The following is a 15,446-nucleotide window of genomic DNA, read 5'->3' on the forward strand; positions in this document are numbered from 1 at the left end:
CATAATTATTTCCGTGCCAGTACAATATCGTATCGCGGGGGCGGGTGCCGACTCGATTGCCGCCGACGTCGAACGTGCGGTCTCGGCGGGAGACCTCGAGCCCGGGGAGGCGCTGCCGCCAGTCCGCGAGCTGGCCGGCCGGCTCGGCGTGAACGCGAACACGGTGGCCGCCGCCTACCGGCTGCTGCGCGATCGCGGGGTCGTGGAAACCGCTGGCCGGCGCGGCACCCGGGTGCGGCACCGACCGGCCAGCACGCCGCGCTCCCTGCTGGGGCTCGACGTCCCCACGGGCGTCCGCGACCTGTCGACGGGCAACCCCGACCCGGCGCTGTTGCCCATCGGCTCCGTCGAGGTCCCACGGGGCCGGCCGCTGCTCTACGGCGGGCCGGCCATGTCGCCCGAACTGGTCGACTTCAGCCGTCGCGCGCTGGCCGCGGACGGCGTGCCGGCCGACCACCTCGCCGTGACCAGCGGGGCATTGGACGGCATCGAGCGCGCCCTCGCCGCCGAGCTGCGACCCGGCGACCGCATCGCGGTCGAGGACCCGGGTTGGGCCAACCTGTTGGATTTGGTTGCGGCACTGGGTCTTTCCGTCGAGCCGGTGCGGGTCGACGACGACGGGCCGTTGCCCGGTGACGTGGGGCGCGCGCTCAGCCGCGGCGCAAGGGCGCTCGTCGTCACCGGTCGGGCGCAAAACCCAACGGGTGCAGCGCTATCCGCGGCACGCGCGGACGAACTGCGCGGCTTGGTCGCCGGTCATGACGTATTAATGGTCGAGGACGATCACTGCGCGGGCATCTCCGGCGCCCCGCTGCACACCCTGGCCGGATCGACCGACCGTTGGGTGTTCGTGCGATCGGCGTCCAAGGCCTACGGGCCGGACCTGCGGGTGGCCGTCCTCGCCGGGGACCGCCGCACCGTCGAACGCGTGCACGGACGCCTGCGGCTCGGCCCGGGATGGGTGAGCCACCTGCTGCAAGACCTGGCGGTGCGGTTGTGGAGCGACGCCTCGGCGACACGCCTGGTGCACGACGCCGAGGCGCGCTACCGCACGCGGCGTACCGGGCTGTGCGACGCGCTCGCCGCGCGCGGCGTCGACGCCCACGGCCGCTCCGGGCTCAACGTGTGGGTCCCGGTGCCCGACGAGACCGTCGCGATCACCCGGCTGATCGCCGCCGGGTGGGCCGCCGCGCCCGGGACGCGCTTCCGGATCGGAACGCCGCCCGGAATCCGCGTCACGGTAGCCGACCTGAGCGCCGACGAGATCAACCCGCTCGCCGACGCGATCGCCGCGGCGGTGCTCGCTACCGGGCGTCGGAGCGTGTGAGGATGCCGGCGGCCCGGGCGACCTCGCCGTAGGCGCTCGCGAGGCTCGCGAGCGACGCGTGGGCGTTGCGGCCACTGGGATTCGGGACCACCCACAGTTCGGTGGCGGGGAACGGCGACACCTGCCTGCCCGGCTTCGCCAGCCGATCGCCGAAGGCTTCCCGGTAGGCGGTGATGCCGAGGACCGCGACGACGGCGGGGGAGTACTTCGCGACGGTCCGCTCCAGCTTCCGCCGGCCAGCCAGCAGTTCGGCGGGTGTGAGTTCGTCCGCGCCCGCGGTCGCCCTGCCGACCAGGTTCGTGATGCCGATTCCGCTTCGCAACAAGTACTTTCGGTCGGCCGGGGTAAACCCTGACGAGGCGTCGATCAGGTGATCGGTGATGCCGGCTTGATGCAGCGCGGGCCAGAACCGATTGCCGCGCGGCGCGAAATGCGCCTGCACCGCGGCGGTTCTCAGGCCCGGGTTGATCCCGACGAACAGCAACTTGACGTGGTCGGAGATGAGGTCGGGCAGGGTGCTGCCGCGGAACCGCTTCAGTTCGTCGCGGGTGAATCGGACCTCGGCCATAGCGGACGCCGATGATACCCGTCGCCGGCGGTCGTGCGGTGACGGCCCATCGTGCGGGGCTGAACCGAACAGTCGGGACGGGGGATTCCCGCACGACGAGATATAAACGGCTGCTGCCCTTTTCGGCGTGTCGCGTGCGTGGTTTATGTGTCGTGGGGTGGGCGGCCGGGCGCCAGGTGCGCGGCCCGCGTCGGGCCAGCGAGCGTCAGAAATAGTGCCGGCGGCCGCCGACGGCGCGTCCGGTGCTGCCGAGGACCGCGAGGACGGCGCCGATGACGAGCAGGATGATCCCGAGGGTCCACAGGATCGAGATCTTGAGCACGAATCCCGCTATGAGCAGAATGATTCCGAGAATGATCATGACAAGCCTTTCCCCTTGTTCGAGTGACTGACGCTCTCAGTCGACCACCCCAAAGGGGGGAGCAATACACCCCTAAGTAGGTAATGTTCCAGGCATGTCGCCCTCGCCGATCACGGTCGCTCTCGTCGACGACTACGACGTCGTCGTCAAGGGTGTGGCCAACATGCTCGATCCCTACCGCGACCGCGTCGTGATCGCCGAGCTCGACTCCACCATGCCGGTCGAGGACACCGTCGACATCGTGCTATACGACTCGTTCGCCCAACCCGAGTCCGACCACGAGGAGATCGCCGTCCTCGTGGCCAATCCCCGGGCGCACCGAGTCGTGGTGTACACCTGGAATTTTCACCCCGACCTCGTCGACAGCGCGCGGCGGCAGGGCGCACACGGCTACCTGTCCAAGACCCTGCCGGCCCGAGAACTCGTCGCCGCGCTGGAGGCCGTGCACTCCGGCGAGCAGGTGATCAGCGAGGTGTCATCGCGCGCCCGCAGCGCGCCCGGGCTGGACTGGCCGGGTCGCGGCGAGGGGCTCAGCGACCGCGAGGCGGAGCTCCTGGCCCTCATCACCCAGGGCAAGAGCAACGCCGACATTGCGCGGCTGACCTACCTGAGCCCGAACACCGTGAAGTCATACATCCGCACGGTGTACCGCAAGCTCGGTGTCGAAAGCCGAACCCAGGCCGTGCTCTGGGGCGTCAGCCACGGGTTCACCCCTGACCATCACCGCATCGAGCACTGGCGCGGCGGGCCTTAGCCCGGCCGTTGCTCGAGGGTGGCGGTGAGGTAGCCGGAGGCGCCACCGAACAAGGCCAACTCGTCGGCAGGCAGCTCGAATCCGTTGGCGCCGTAGGCCCGCTCGGTCGTCTGGATGTCCGTCCGCCACCCGTGCGCGGCGAGGTACTCGGCCGCCGTGTTGCGCTCGCCGGTGTAGAACAGCTCGGCCAGGTTGATGTTGGAGCCGATGCGCCGCGACCGCTCGGTCAGCCGCTCCGCCCAGTCCGCGGGGATGTTGCGCATGTCCATGTGTTCGGTCGCGATGCGGCTCCCCGGCGCCGACAGGGCGGCGATGTTGTCGAACAGGCGATCCTGCGCCTCGGGTGGCAGGTAGACCAGCAGCCCCTCGGCGCTCCACGCGGTCGGCTGTCCGGTGTCGAATCCGGCCTGCCGCAACGCCGACGGCCAGTCGTCGCGCAGGTCGATGGCGACGGTGCGGCGCTCGGCGCTGGGCTCGGCGCCGAGACCGGCCAGGGTCCGCGTCTTGAATTCGATCACGTCGGGCTGGTCGATCTCGTAGACCACGGTGCCCGCCGGCCACGCCAGCCGGTAGGCGCGCGTGTCCAGGCCCGAGGCCAGGATCACGGCCTGCCGGATGCCCGCGCCCGTCGCCTGCAGGAAGAAGTCGTCGAAAAACCGGGTGCGCACGGTGATCTGCTCGTTCATCGCCCTGCGATTCAGCAGGGGATCGTCCTCGCGGGGCCCGAGCTCACCGTCGATCAGCTTGACGAAGGTGTCCATGCCCACCGCACGTACCAGTGGGTCGGCCCACGGGTCGTCGAGCAGCGGATCCGGCCCCTGCGACGCCATCGCCCGCGACGCGGCGACGGCCGTCGCGGTGGCGCCCACGCTGGACGCCAGATCCCAGGTGTCGTTCTCGGTGCGGGCCATCCACGAACCCCTTTCCGCGCGAGTGCGCGTTAGTTAGCTCATTTAAGTGACTTCCCCACTGTACCCCCGTTCGCGCGGGGCCGCGTGGAGCTCAGCCGGCCGCGCGCAGCACCGCGAACGAATGCCCGTCGAGCAGCGTGCTGTCGCCGTCGACGCCGGGCCGGCCCCAGGCCAGCACCGTCTCGCCCGTCACCGGAACCTTCACCGGCTCGGCGCCGAGGTTGCATGCGATACGCAACCGCCCGTGGGAGACGACGATCCAGCGCTGATCCTCGTCGAAGTCGACCGCGAGGTGGTCCAGCCACGGGTCGGCCATGTCGGGATCGTCGTATCGCAGCGCGATGAGCTCGCGGTACACGCGCAGCAGCCGGGCGTGGTCGCCCGAGTCGATCTCGTCCCACTTGAGCTTGGACCGCCGGAACGTCTCGGGGTCCTGGGGGTCGGGGATGTCGTCGGCGTCCCAGCCGTGCCCGGCGAATTCCGCCTTGCGCCCCTCCGCGGTCGCCTTCGCCAATTCCGGCTCGGGGTGCGAGCTGAAGAACTGGAACGGGGTGGACGCACCGTATTCTTCACCCATGAAAAGCATTGCGGTATAAGGTGTTCCGAGCGCAAGGGCGGCCTTGACCGCACACTGTCCGGCCGTCAGGTTCTGCGACGGGCGGTCGCCGAGGGCCCGGTTGCCGACCTGGTCGTGGGTGCAAGTGTAGGCGACCAGCCGGGTCCCTGGAATGCCCGTGCCCTCGGTGGTGTCCAGTGGGCGCCCGTGGCGGCGGCGCCGGAACGACGAGTACGTGGCCGCGTGGAAGAAGCCGCGCCGCAATGTATGCGCGAGCGTCGCCAGCGAACCGAAGTCGGCGTAGTAACCCTGCCGCTCGCCGGACACCGCGGTGTGGATGGCGTGATGGATGTCGTCGGCCCACTGCGCCGTCACCCCGTACCCGCCTCGGTCGCGGGGGGTGATGAGCCGCGGATCGTTGAGGTCGCTCTCGGCAACCAGCGACAGCGGACGGCCCAAATCCCTTGACAGCCAGTCGGTTTCGGCCGCCATCTCCTCGAGAATGTGGATGGCGGTGGTGTCCACCAACGCGTGCACCGCGTCGAGGCGCAGGCCGTCGGCGTGGAAATCGCGCATCCAGCGCAGCGCGCACCCGATGATGTAACGCCGCACCTCGTCCGAGTCGGCGTCGGCGATGTTGATCCCCTCGCCCCACGGATTGCTCGCCGAGGACAGGTAGGGCCCGAACTTCGGCAGGTAGTTGCCGGACGGGCCGAGGTGGTTGAACACCGCGTCGATCAGCACACCGAGGCCCCGCGCGTGGCAGGCGTCGACGAACCGGACGAGGCCGTCCGGGCCGCCGTAGGGTTCGTGGACGCTGTACCACAGCACGCCGTCGTATCCCCAGCCGTGCGTGCCGGCGAACGAGTTGACGGGCATCACCTCGACGAAGTCGACGCCGAGATCGACCAGGTAATCCAGCTTCTCGATCGCCGAATCGAACGTGCCAGCCGCGGTGAAGGTGCCGACGTGCAGCTCGTAGATCACCGCGCCGCCGACCGGCCGGCCGGCCCAGTCGCCATCGGTCCATGCCGCCGGCGCTGGATCCCACAACTGCGAGCGCTCGTGCACGCCCTCGGGCTGCCGCGGTGACCGCGGATCGGGGAGCACCGTCGGGTCGTCATCGAGCAGGAAGCCGTAGCGGGCGTCCGGCGCCGCGTCGACGTTGGCATGCCACCAGCCGTCGTCGGAGCGGGTCATCGGGTGCACGTGGCCGTCGACGTCGAGGCGCACCCGCTCGGGTTTAGGGGCCCAGACCCGGAATTCAGTCATGGCTGCGCTCCAGCAAGACGACCGGCAGCTCGCCGAACAATTGCGCGGCCGCCGTCGGGCCGCTCGCCATCGCGCCGGTCAGAGCGTCGGTCCAGCGCCCCTCGGGAACGGGGATGACGGTGTTGCCCCAGCCCCGCTCCTTGAGGCGCACCGTCCAGCGGGTCACCGCCACCAGGATGTCGCCACCCCGCAGGAACGCCACCACGTGATCGGCGGCCTCGCCGCTGGCCAGGACAGGCGTGTAGTCGCCACGCAGGAAGCTGTCCGGACGGGACCGCCGCAGCTTCAGCGCCGTCGTGACGACCCGGATCTTGGGGTGTTCCAACGCGTTCAGCGCCGCGCGCCGGGCGGTGTAGTCGACCGGCCGGCGGTTGTCCGGGTCGACCAGGCTGTCGTCCCACAGCTCGGTGCCCTGGTAGACGTCCGGAATCCCCGGCACGGTCAGCGCGAGCAGCTTCTGGCCCAGCGCGTCGCTGGCCGCGTGCGGATTGAGCTGCACGACAAGCTCGGTCAGCTGTCCGGCGACCGGTCCGTCGAGCACGGTGTCCAGCCAACGGTGCACCGCGCCCTCGAAATCCGCGTCCGGCTCGTTCCACGTGGTGTGCCAGGCCGCTTCCCGGATCGCTTTCTCGGTGTAGGCGTGCAACCGGTCGCGCAGCGCCTCGGTAACCGCGGGGTTTTCCAGGCCGCTGACCGGCCACACGCCGAAGATGTTCTGCCACAGGAATTGTCCGGTCGCCGGGTCGGGGGAGGGCGCCCGGACCTCCCAGCGGGCGAGGAACTCCGTCCAGAGCGACGGGACCTGCGACAGCACGCCGATGCGGGCCCGGACGTCCTCGCCGCGCTTCGTGTCGTGGGTGGTCAGCGTCGTCATGGTCTGCGGCCACGTCCGGGCGCGGATGGCGGCGCTGTCATGGAACTCCGCCGCGCCGACGCCGAAGCGGTGCGGTTCGCCGCCCACCTCGTTGAGCGACACGAGCCGGGCGTCGCGATAGAAGTAGCAGTCCTCAACAGACTTGGCCGTCACCGCCCCGCACAGCTGCTGTAACCGGGTGACCGGCTCGCCCCCGCGGGCGAGGGCGGCGGCGACGACCTGCAGGGCGGGGTCCAATTCCGGTGCGGCCGCCTGCGTTTCGGCGAGTGCGGTGGGCATGATCGCGGCCAGCCCCGGGTAGTCGCAGCGGTAGACGCCGATGTGGGTGAGCAGGGCGGCCACCGCCTGGGGGATGCCCGGATGGTCGCTGCCGGCCGCCGCGACGATGCTGCGCCGCAGCCTGCGCAGTTCGCTCGCCAACGTGTCCGTCGCCGAGCGGACCTTGAGGTCGGCCAGCATCTGGGGCATCGCGCCGTAATCGACCCCGGCCGACTCGACGAGCGCGGTGAGCGCGGGGGCACCGGCGGGATCGACGAAGACGCCGCCGACTTCGCGCAGCACGTCGTAGCCGGTGGTGCCGTCGACGGGCAGTGTGGGCTCCAGCGCCTCGTCGACGGCCAGGATCTTCTCGATCACGATCCAGCCGTCGGGACCGACCACCTCGCGCAGCCACGCCAGATACCCGCAGGGATCGGACAAACCGTCCGGGTGGTCGATGCGCACGCCGTCGACCAGTCCCTCGGCGAACCACCGCGCGACCTCGGCGTGCGTCGCGTCGAACACCGCGCGATCTTCCTGGCGCAGCCCGGCCAGCGACGTGATCGAGAAGAAGCGGCGGTAGCCGCATACGCCGTTGCGCCAGCCCACCAGCCGGTAATGCTGGAGATCGTGGACTCGAGCGCCGTCCGCCGAGTGGGCGCCGTCCGCGGTGCCCGGCGCGATGGGAAACGCCAGGTCGCCCAGCCGAAGCAGATCACCGTCGACCTTCAGGTCGGCGACGTCCCCGTCGGAGCCCAGCACCGGCACCACGATCCGGCCGTCCTCGTCGAGGTCCCAGTCGATGTCGAAATACGTTGCGTAGGAGGAGGAGCGGCCGTGCCGCAGCACGTCCCACCACCATGCGTTCTCCCGGGGCTGGTCGATTCCCACGTGGTTGGGCACGATGTCCACGATCAGGCCGATGCCGCGCTCGCGGGCCGCCGCCGACAGCCGCGCCAACCCGTCGGCACCGCCCAATTCGGGCGACACCGTTGTCGGATCGGTGACGTCGTAGCCGTGATTGGAACCGGTCGTCGCGGTCATGATCGGCGACAGGTAGACGTGCGAGATCCCGAGGTCGTCCAGGTAGTCCAGCACGTTCAGAGCGTCGTCGAACGTGAACGCGAATCCGCTCGATTCACCACGCAGCTGCAACCGGTAGGTGGACAGAATTGGCAATGCCATGCGTCACTGCGTCTTACGAAGCACGAGCAGCGAATGGGACGGCAACGAAATCGTTTCCTCGGCCTTCACCACCCGATCGGCACGGCCGACCGGATCGTTCGTGTCGAGCTCCACGGTCCACTCGTACGCATAGTCGGCGTGCGGCATAATAAACTCCACTGGTTCCTCATGGGCGTTGAAGCACAACAGAAATGAATCATCGGCCACCCGCTCGCCGCGGGCGTTCGGTGCGGTAATGGCCTCGCCGTTGAGAAACACCGCCACACACTTGTGGAAACCCGTTCCCCAGTCGTCGTGGGTCATTTCCTGGGCGCCGGGGGTCAGCCAGGCGATGTCGCGAACCTCGTCGCCGGTTCGGAGCGGTTCGCCCTCGAAGAACCTGCGCCGGCGAAACACCGGATGGCCCTTGCGCAGCGCGGTCGCCCTGCGGGCGAAGGCCAGCAGGTCTGCGTTCTTGTCGACCAACGACCAGTCCATCCAGGACAATTCGGAGTCCTGGCAGTAGACGTTGTTGTTGCCGTTCTGGGTGCGCCCGAACTCGTCGCCGTGGGCGATCATCGGCGTGCCCTGGCTGACCATCAGGGTGGCCCAGAAGTTGCGCATCTGGCGGCCGCGCAGCGCGAGGATGTCGGGGTCGTCGGTGGGCCCTTCGACGCCGCAGTTCCACGACCGGTTGTGGCTCTCGCCGTCACGGTTGTCCTCGCCGTTGGCCATATTGTGTTTCTCGTTGTAGGTGACCAGGTCGTTGAGGGTGAACCCGTCGTGCGCGGTCACGAAATTGATGCTGGCGCTCGGCCGTCGGCCAGTCGCCTCATACAGGTCCGACGACCCGGTCAGCCGGGAAGCGAACTCGCCCAGGGTTGCGGGTTCGCCCCGCCAGTAGTCGCGCACAGTATCGCGATACTTCCCGTTCCACTCGGTCCACAAACCCGGGAAATTTCCGACCTGGTAGCCGCCCTCGCCGACGTCCCACGGCTCGGCGATCAATTTGACCTGACTGATGATCGGATCCTGCTGGACCAGATCGAAAAACGCGCTCAGCCGGTCGACGTCGTGCAGCTCGCGGGCCAGGGTGGCGGCCAGGTCGAAGCGGAAGCCGTCGACGTGCATCTCGAGGACCCAGTAGCGCAGCGAGTCCATGATGAGCTGCAAAACGTGCGGGTGACGGGCGTTGAGGCTGTTGCCCGTGCCCGTGTAGTCCTTGTACAGCCGCAGGTCCGTGTCGACCAGCCGGTAGTACGCGGCATTGTCGATCCCGCGAAAGTTGATGGTGGGGCCGAGGTGGTTGCCCTCGGCGGTGTGGTTGTAGACGACGTCCAGGATCACCTCGATGCCGGCCTCGTGCAGGGTGCGCACCATCGACTTGAATTCGGCGACGCTGGCCGTGCGGTTCGCCGCGTACTGGTTGTGCGGGGCGAAGAAGCCAAAGGTGTTGTATCCCCAGTAGTTTCGCAGGCCCAGATCCAGCAGCCGGGAGTCGTGCATGAACTGGTGCACGGGCATCAGCTCCAGGGCCGTGACGTTGAGCGCCTTGAGGTGGTCGATGACCACCGGATGGGCCAGCCCGGCGTAGGTGCCGCGGAGTTCCTCGGGGATGCCCGGATGGGTCTGCGTCATCCCCTTGACGTGTGCTTCGTAGATGACCGTTTCGTGGTACGGGGTGAGCGGCGACCGGTCGGAGCCCCAGTCGAAGAACGGGTTGCTGACCACGCTGGTCATGGTGTGGCCGAGCGAGTCGATCATGGGGGGAGTGCCGGGGTCGACCCCGGAGGAATTGTCGCCCTGGACAGCCTTCAGGTCGTAGGAATACAGCGCCTGGCCGAATCGAAAGTCGCCGTGGAACGCCTTGCCGTAGGGATCCAGGAGCAGCTTGCTCGGGTCGCAGCGGTGCCCGGCCTCCGGTCCCCACGGTCCGTGCACCCGATAGCCGTAGCGCTGACCCGGGATGATGTTCGGCAGATAGGCATGCCAGACGTAGCCGTCGACCTCTTCCAGGGGGATCCGCGTCTCGGCGCCCTTGTCGTCGATCAGGCACAGCTCGACCCTCTGGGCGATCTCGGAGAACAGCGAAAAGTTGGTTCCGGCGCCGTCATAGGAAGCGCCGAGCGGGTAGGGGTTTCCCGGCCAGACGGTGGCCAGCCTGGGTCGGTGGTTACCAGCAGCGCCTGTTTCTGAAGCGGGATTCTTGGTCGGCATCTGTCGACCTTATCCGCGCCCGGGTGGCGGGGAGCGCCCTCACCACCAGCCCGTGCTGGCGCCGATTTGCCGGCCCAGCTCGTCCGTCATGGTTCGCACGTAGGTGGGCGACAGGTGGTGGGCGCCGTGGTAGATCAGCACGTTTCCCTCGACCGCCCGGCACATGTCCGGGCGGCAGATCGCGTCGGACATGTCGAGCGGCTTGAGCAGCGGGAATTGTGCGACGAAGTCGAGGGTCGGGTTGTGGTCGGCCAGCACCTCGGAGCGCTTGACGCCGCACGACTGGGGGTTTCCGCCCTTGGCCAGGCAGTCCGCGGGATCGAGCGGTTTGCCGTTCTTGACCAGCCACGGCGTATCACGCATGGCCAGGATCGGAATGTTGTTGTCGGACAACGTCTGCCAGATGCCGATGTAGGTGGCCGGCATCACGTCGCCCGGCCTGATGTTCCACGGGCGGGTGGAGGTGGTGAACACGTAGTCGGGGCGGTCGGCGACCAGCTTGTCCATCGTGCGCTGCACCCACTCCCGGCACTGCGGGTACGGCGCGTTGTTGCCCATGATCAGCGGGACCTCTTCGGTGGACAATGGGCAGCCCATCTTGAGGTAGGTCACCACCTTGAAGTGGTGTACGGCGCCGAGCAGCTCCAGCGCCGGCAGCCAGTGTTCGGCGTGCGACCCGCCGGCCAGGGCGATGGTCCGGCTCGCGGCCGGGTCCCCGTAGGTGCAGACCACCACGGCGGGGTTGACGAAGTCGCTGATGCACCCGTCGCGCGTCGAGCGCGGCAGGTCCTGCTTGACCTCCAGCACCGTGGGCCGCATCGGCAGCGCGGGCACCCGCACGTGCTCGGTCAGGGCCCGCGCGCCGGGGTAGTCCTGCGCGTTGAGCACGCTCAGCTCCTTGCCCGCGGCCCGCAGGACCGTGACGTGCTGGCGCCAGGTGAACGACGTCGCGGTCAGGGTGACGCCCAGCAGCACCACCGCCGATCCGAGCGCCATCGTCGGTCGGCGCAGGCGCGCCAGCCACGGAATCGTCACGGCCGCCTCGCCGGACTGATAGCGCAGCGGGTCCTCGACGAGCCGGGTGGTCAGGTAGGCCAGCGCCCCGGACACGAGCAGCACCGCGGCGCCCTCGACGAAGTTGGCGTGCCGGTGCCCCGTGTAGGACAACCAGAAGATGAGCAGCGGCCAGTGCCACAGGTACAGGGAGTACGCCATCGCGCCGAGCGCCACCAGCGGCCGGGCGGCCAGCAGCCGGTTGGGCAGCGGCCGGTCCTCGCCGGGGCGCAGGTTCGCCCCGGCGAGGATCATCAGCATGGTGGCGCCGACCGGGACCAGCGCCCACGGGCCGGGAAACTCCTTGACGCCGTCGATCAGGGCCCCGCACAGCAGGACCGCGCCGAGGCCCACGGTGGCGGCCAGCGTGCGCAGCCACCCCGGCCAGCACACGTGCGGCACCACCGCGCCGACGAGCGCGCCGAGCAGCAACTCCCAGGCGCGCGCGAAGCTGTTGTAGTACGCCGTCATCTGGTCATCCTGGTGGGCGAAGATCGCGTAGACGAACGACGCCACCGTCAGGGCGCTCAACAGCACCAGGAACAGCGTCCGCAGGTGGCCGTGCAGGAACCGCCGGAACATGGTGCACCCGGCGATCAGCAGCAGGAAGCCGATGTAGAACTGGCCCTGGACCGACATGGACCAGATGTGCTGCAGCGGGCTGACGGCCTCACCGGCCCGCAGGTAGTCCGATGCGGTGCTGGCCAGCTCCCAGTTCTGGTAGTAGCCGAGGCTGGCCAGGCTTTGATCGGCGAACGTCTCCCACCGGGTCTGCGGCTGGATCAGGATCGTCAGGGCCGCGCCGCCTGCGAGCACGACGACCAGGGCGGGAACCAGGCGGCGAACCAACCGGAGGGCTTCCGCCGGCGGCGACAGCCGGACCGCGGGGTTCAGCGCCGCGCGCAGGATCTTGCCGCCGAAGAAGAAGCCGGACAGGGCCAGGAAGACGTCCACGCCGCCGGAGACGCGCCCGAACCAGACGTGGAACATGGCGACCAGGGCGATGGCGACGCCGCGCAAGCCGTCGAGGTCGTGGCGATAGAAGCCCGCAGACCGCGTTCCCATGTCGACCGGCTGCGCGGTGGCGAGCGGTGGGGCAGGCGGCGACAGGGTAACCATGATCGACCGCTAATTTACCGAAAACCGCCACTCGCTCCCTGTTGAGCGCGCCGGAGGCGCGGGAGCGGGTGGCGGCTTCGAACGCCGGGGCGGTTTACCGCGCCGTGTTGATGGGGGCCTGCTGCACGGGTGCCTGTTGCGCCGGCACCTGCAACGGCATCTGCTGCAGCGGCGCCTGCTGGACGGGCGCCTGCTGGGCCGGCAGCTGTTGCGTCGGCGCCTGCTGGGCCGGCAGCTGTTGCGTCGGCGCCTGCTGGACGGGCGCCTGCTGCAGCGGTGCCTGCTGTTGCTGCAGCGGTGCCTGTTGCGTCGGCGCCTGCTGGACGGGCGCCTGCTGGGCCGGCAGCTGCTGCAGCGGGGCTTGCTGGGCGGGGATCCCCTGCGTGCCGAGGACGCGGACCAGGTACGGCGTCATGCCGGTGCTGCGCACGGGCGACACCTGGACGACGTCGCCCACTTCGAGCATCTGGTTGTTGCCGAGGTACATCGCGACGCTCTGCGTCCCTTCGGGACCGTAGAAGATCAGGTCACCCCGGTGGGCCTGCTGCGGCAGGATCTTCTGTCCGGAGCGATACATCTCGCCGGACGAGCGGGGGAGCCTGATGCCGGCGCCGGCGTAGGCGTACTGCATGAGCCCGGACGCGTCGAAGCCGACGGTCATGGCGCCGGAGCCCTTGCCGCGCGTGGGTCCGGTGGGACCGCCGCCGGCCCACGCAAACGGCACACCGCGCTGGGAGAGGCCCCGCATGATGACCACGTCGGTGGCTTGTTGGTAATCCATTGGCCTGGTGCCCGGGTCGGCCGCGGCGATGCCGAGGCCGAGCAACGGCGCCGCCAGCATCGCCAGGCCTATCGCGAGGGCGTGGATGCGTTTCATTGTGGGTTCCTTCCTCGGGCCTCGGCGCGGTGACTGCGCGCGTCGGCCGCTACTGCGGCGGGCGTCGGACGCCTCCTCGTCGGGGCCCGCCGCTGCTGCATGAGCTTGATATGTATCCGTGGAAAGCGATCCACAGTTTTCACATCAGTCACTAGAGACACTTTTACAACAGAAGTTCCCACGGGAAAATGCCTGGTGAGGCGCGCGGGGGATTTTTATCGCAACCGTGACCGGACGGTGACTGGGGCGGCGAATCGCCTGCGCGCCGTTGTGATTTCGGTCTCAGTCGGTGGCCCCGCCGAGGCTCAGATCCAGTACCGCTCGCTGAACGTGGTGAGGATCGAACCGGCCACCGAGCTGACCATGATGACGGCGAGGGAAAGCACCGGCCAGAAGGACATGTACCAGCCCTTCAGGAGGGAGACGAACGGGCCGACGACGGCGGCCGCGATCGCGGCACCGATGCCGCCCCACACGACGGGATGAATGTAGTAATCCACGCCGTAGGGGACGGGACCGCAGGTTTCCCCTTCGCACACATTGTCGAGGAAGCCGTAGAGCCGGGTCGGCCAGGTCGTCGCCGTGGCGAGGGTGATCAGCAGGGCCAGCAGCGCGACGGTGCAGATCACGTCCCAGGCCGCCACCCGCAGCCGCAGCACCCGAGGCTTCACCTCGTCCGACGGCCGCGCGACGAGGGGAGTCTTCGGCACCGGTGGCTCTTCGGTGTCGTCGGGGTAGGGGATTTCGGGCTGATGCGGCCAGGCCATGGGGTCCCATGCTCCCCGATGGTTGGGATTTGTGCGACCCGGCTGTTTACCCTCGATCACTATGCCCGCGGCGAAGGCCGGGTTGACGCCCGAGCAGATCAGCGCGATCGACGCCGCGCACCTGTGGCATCCCTACAGCACCATCGGCGCCGAGTCCATGGCGCCGGTGGTCGCGGTCGCCGCCCGCGGCGCCCGGCTGACGCTGATCCGGGACGGTGGGCCCGCCGAAGCGCTCGACGCGATGAGCTCGTGGTGGACGGCGATCCACGGGCACGGCCACCCCGTCCTGGACGCCGCGCTGACCGCTCAGCTCGGGGTGATGAACCACGTCATGTTCGGCGGGCTCACCCACGAGCCCGCGGCCCGGCTGGCGCAGCTGCTGGTCGAGATCACCCCCGCGGGTCTGGAGACCGTGTTCTTCAGCGACTCCGGGTCGGTGTCCGTGGAGGTCGCGGTCAAGATGGCGCTGCAGTACTGGCGCAGCCGCGGCCGGCCCGGCAAGAGCCGCCTGATGACGTGGCGCGGCGGCTACCACGGCGACACCTTCACCCCGATGAGCGTCTGCGACCCCGACGGCGGCATGCACGCCCTCTGGACGGACGTTCTGGTGCGCCAGGTGTTCGCCCCGCAGGTGCCGCGCGATCACGACCCCGCCTACAGCGCGGCGTTCGAGGCACAGCTGGAAAGGCACGCCGGGGAACTGGCGGCCGTGATCGTCGAGCCCGTCGTGCAGGGGGCGGGCGGAATGCGCTTCCACGACCCCCGCTACCTTCGCGACCTCCGCGATATGTGCCGACGGCACGACGTGCTGCTGATCTTCGACGAGATCGCCACCGGGTTCGGCCGCACCGGCGAACTGTTCGCCGCCGACCACGCCGGGGTCAGCCCGGACATCATGTGCGTCGGCAAAGCACTCACCGGCGGATACGTCACCCTGGCCGCCACCCTGTGCACCACCGAGATCGCGCACACCATCAGCGCCGGCGAGGCCGGCGCGCTCATGCACGGCCCGACGTTCATGGCCAATCCGCTGGCCTGCGCGGTCTCCGTCGCCAGCGTCGAGGTCCTGCTCGGCCAGGACTGGCGTTCGCGGGTGGACGAGATCGGCGCCGGCCTGACCGAGGGGCTCGAGCCCGCGCGGGCACTCCCCGGCGTGACCGACGTCCGCGTCTGCGGCGCCATCGGCGTCATCGAATGCGAGCGCCCCGTCAACCTCGCCGTTGCGACCCCGGCCGCGCTGGACCGCGGTGTCTGGCTGCGCCCGTTCCGCAACCTCGTCTACGCGATGCCGCCCTACATCTGCTCCGGCGACGAGATCGCGCGGATCACCTCGGCGATGGTCGACGTCGCGTGCCTCGTAGGCTGAGC

12 protein-coding genes are annotated in these 15,446 nt (G+C 69.3%); 3 read left to right on the forward strand and 9 right to left on the reverse strand.

What is annotated here, in order from left to right; genetic code table 11:
• Positions 1-13 precede the first annotated feature (13 nt).
• Positions 14-1,327 (forward strand): aminotransferase class I/II-fold pyridoxal phosphate-dependent enzyme, encoded by a 1,314-nt coding sequence (locus G6N56_RS01655; RefSeq protein WP_085253728.1) that lies wholly within the window; start codon positions 14-16, stop codon positions 1,325-1,327.
• Here G6N56_RS01655 and G6N56_RS01660 read toward each other — a convergent pair.
• Together G6N56_RS01660 and G6N56_RS28375 are read right to left on the reverse strand one after the other, a co-directional pair.
• A complete protein-coding gene (locus G6N56_RS01660; protein WP_085253729.1) occupies positions 1,305-1,895 on the reverse strand; it encodes a mismatch-specific DNA-glycosylase in 591 nt (196 codons plus the stop codon). The genes G6N56_RS01655 and G6N56_RS01660 overlap by 23 nt on opposite strands.
• Positions 1,896-2,100: 205 nt before the next feature.
• Positions 2,101-2,256 carry a DUF6131 family protein gene (locus G6N56_RS28375; protein WP_169717507.1) on the reverse strand — a complete coding sequence of 52 codons (156 nt, stop codon included), beginning with the start codon at positions 2,254-2,256 and terminating at the stop codon, positions 2,101-2,103.
• Between the two features lie 94 nt (positions 2,257-2,350).
• On the opposite strand from G6N56_RS28375, the gene G6N56_RS01665 reads away from it, so the two are divergent.
• On the forward strand, positions 2,351-3,010 hold the full coding sequence (locus tag G6N56_RS01665) for a LuxR C-terminal-related transcriptional regulator (protein ID WP_085253730.1): 660 nt from the start codon (positions 2,351-2,353) through the stop codon (positions 3,008-3,010).
• On the opposite strand, the gene G6N56_RS01670 is transcribed toward G6N56_RS01665, so the two are convergent.
• The 7 genes from G6N56_RS01670 to G6N56_RS01700 form a co-directional block, all read right to left on the reverse strand.
• Positions 3,007-3,921: a class I SAM-dependent methyltransferase gene (locus G6N56_RS01670; RefSeq protein WP_085253731.1), complete on the reverse strand. Its 915-nt coding sequence runs from the start codon at positions 3,919-3,921 to the stop codon at positions 3,007-3,009. The two genes, G6N56_RS01665 and G6N56_RS01670, sit on opposite strands and share 4 nt — an antisense overlap.
• Positions 3,922-4,012: 91 nt before the next feature.
• Positions 4,013-5,749 carry a malto-oligosyltrehalose trehalohydrolase gene (gene treZ / locus G6N56_RS01675; protein WP_085253732.1) on the reverse strand — a complete coding sequence of 579 codons (1,737 nt, stop codon included), beginning with the start codon at positions 5,747-5,749 and terminating at the stop codon, positions 4,013-4,015.
• Positions 5,742-8,066 (reverse strand): malto-oligosyltrehalose synthase, encoded by a 2,325-nt coding sequence (treY, locus tag G6N56_RS01680; RefSeq protein WP_085253733.1) that lies wholly within the window; start codon positions 8,064-8,066, stop codon positions 5,742-5,744. The genes treZ and treY overlap by 8 nt, the downstream gene beginning before the upstream one ends.
• 3 nt (positions 8,067-8,069) lie before the next feature.
• On the reverse strand, positions 8,070-10,262 hold the full coding sequence (glgX, locus tag G6N56_RS01685; protein WP_085253734.1) for a glycogen debranching protein GlgX: 2,193 nt from the start codon (positions 10,260-10,262) through the stop codon (positions 8,070-8,072).
• 39 nt (positions 10,263-10,301) lie between these two features.
• Positions 10,302-12,434 (reverse strand): acetyltransferase SucT, encoded by a 2,133-nt coding sequence (locus G6N56_RS01690; RefSeq protein WP_085253735.1) that lies wholly within the window; start codon positions 12,432-12,434, stop codon positions 10,302-10,304.
• Between the two features lie 94 nt (positions 12,435-12,528).
• The gene (gene ripD / locus G6N56_RS01695) at positions 12,529-13,311 is read right to left on the reverse strand and encodes an NlpC/P60 family peptidoglycan-binding protein RipD (RefSeq protein ID WP_085253736.1); all 783 of its coding nucleotides are present in this window, start codon (positions 13,309-13,311) and stop codon (positions 12,529-12,531) included.
• Between the two features lie 305 nt (positions 13,312-13,616).
• On the reverse strand, positions 13,617-14,078 hold the full coding sequence (locus G6N56_RS01700) for a hypothetical protein (RefSeq protein ID WP_085253737.1): 462 nt from the start codon (positions 14,076-14,078) through the stop codon (positions 13,617-13,619).
• Positions 14,079-14,139: 61 nt separating this feature from the next.
• Here G6N56_RS01700 and G6N56_RS01705 point away from each other — a divergent pair, with 61 nt between their 5' ends.
• A complete protein-coding gene (locus tag G6N56_RS01705) occupies positions 14,140-15,444 on the forward strand; it encodes an adenosylmethionine--8-amino-7-oxononanoate transaminase (protein ID WP_085253738.1) in 1,305 nt (434 codons plus the stop codon).
• Positions 15,445-15,446 lie beyond the last annotated feature (2 nt).

It is taken from the genome of Mycobacterium saskatchewanense, assembly GCF_010729105.1.
In the GTDB taxonomy this organism is placed as follows: Bacteria; Actinomycetota; Actinomycetes; order Mycobacteriales; family Mycobacteriaceae; genus Mycobacterium; species Mycobacterium saskatchewanense.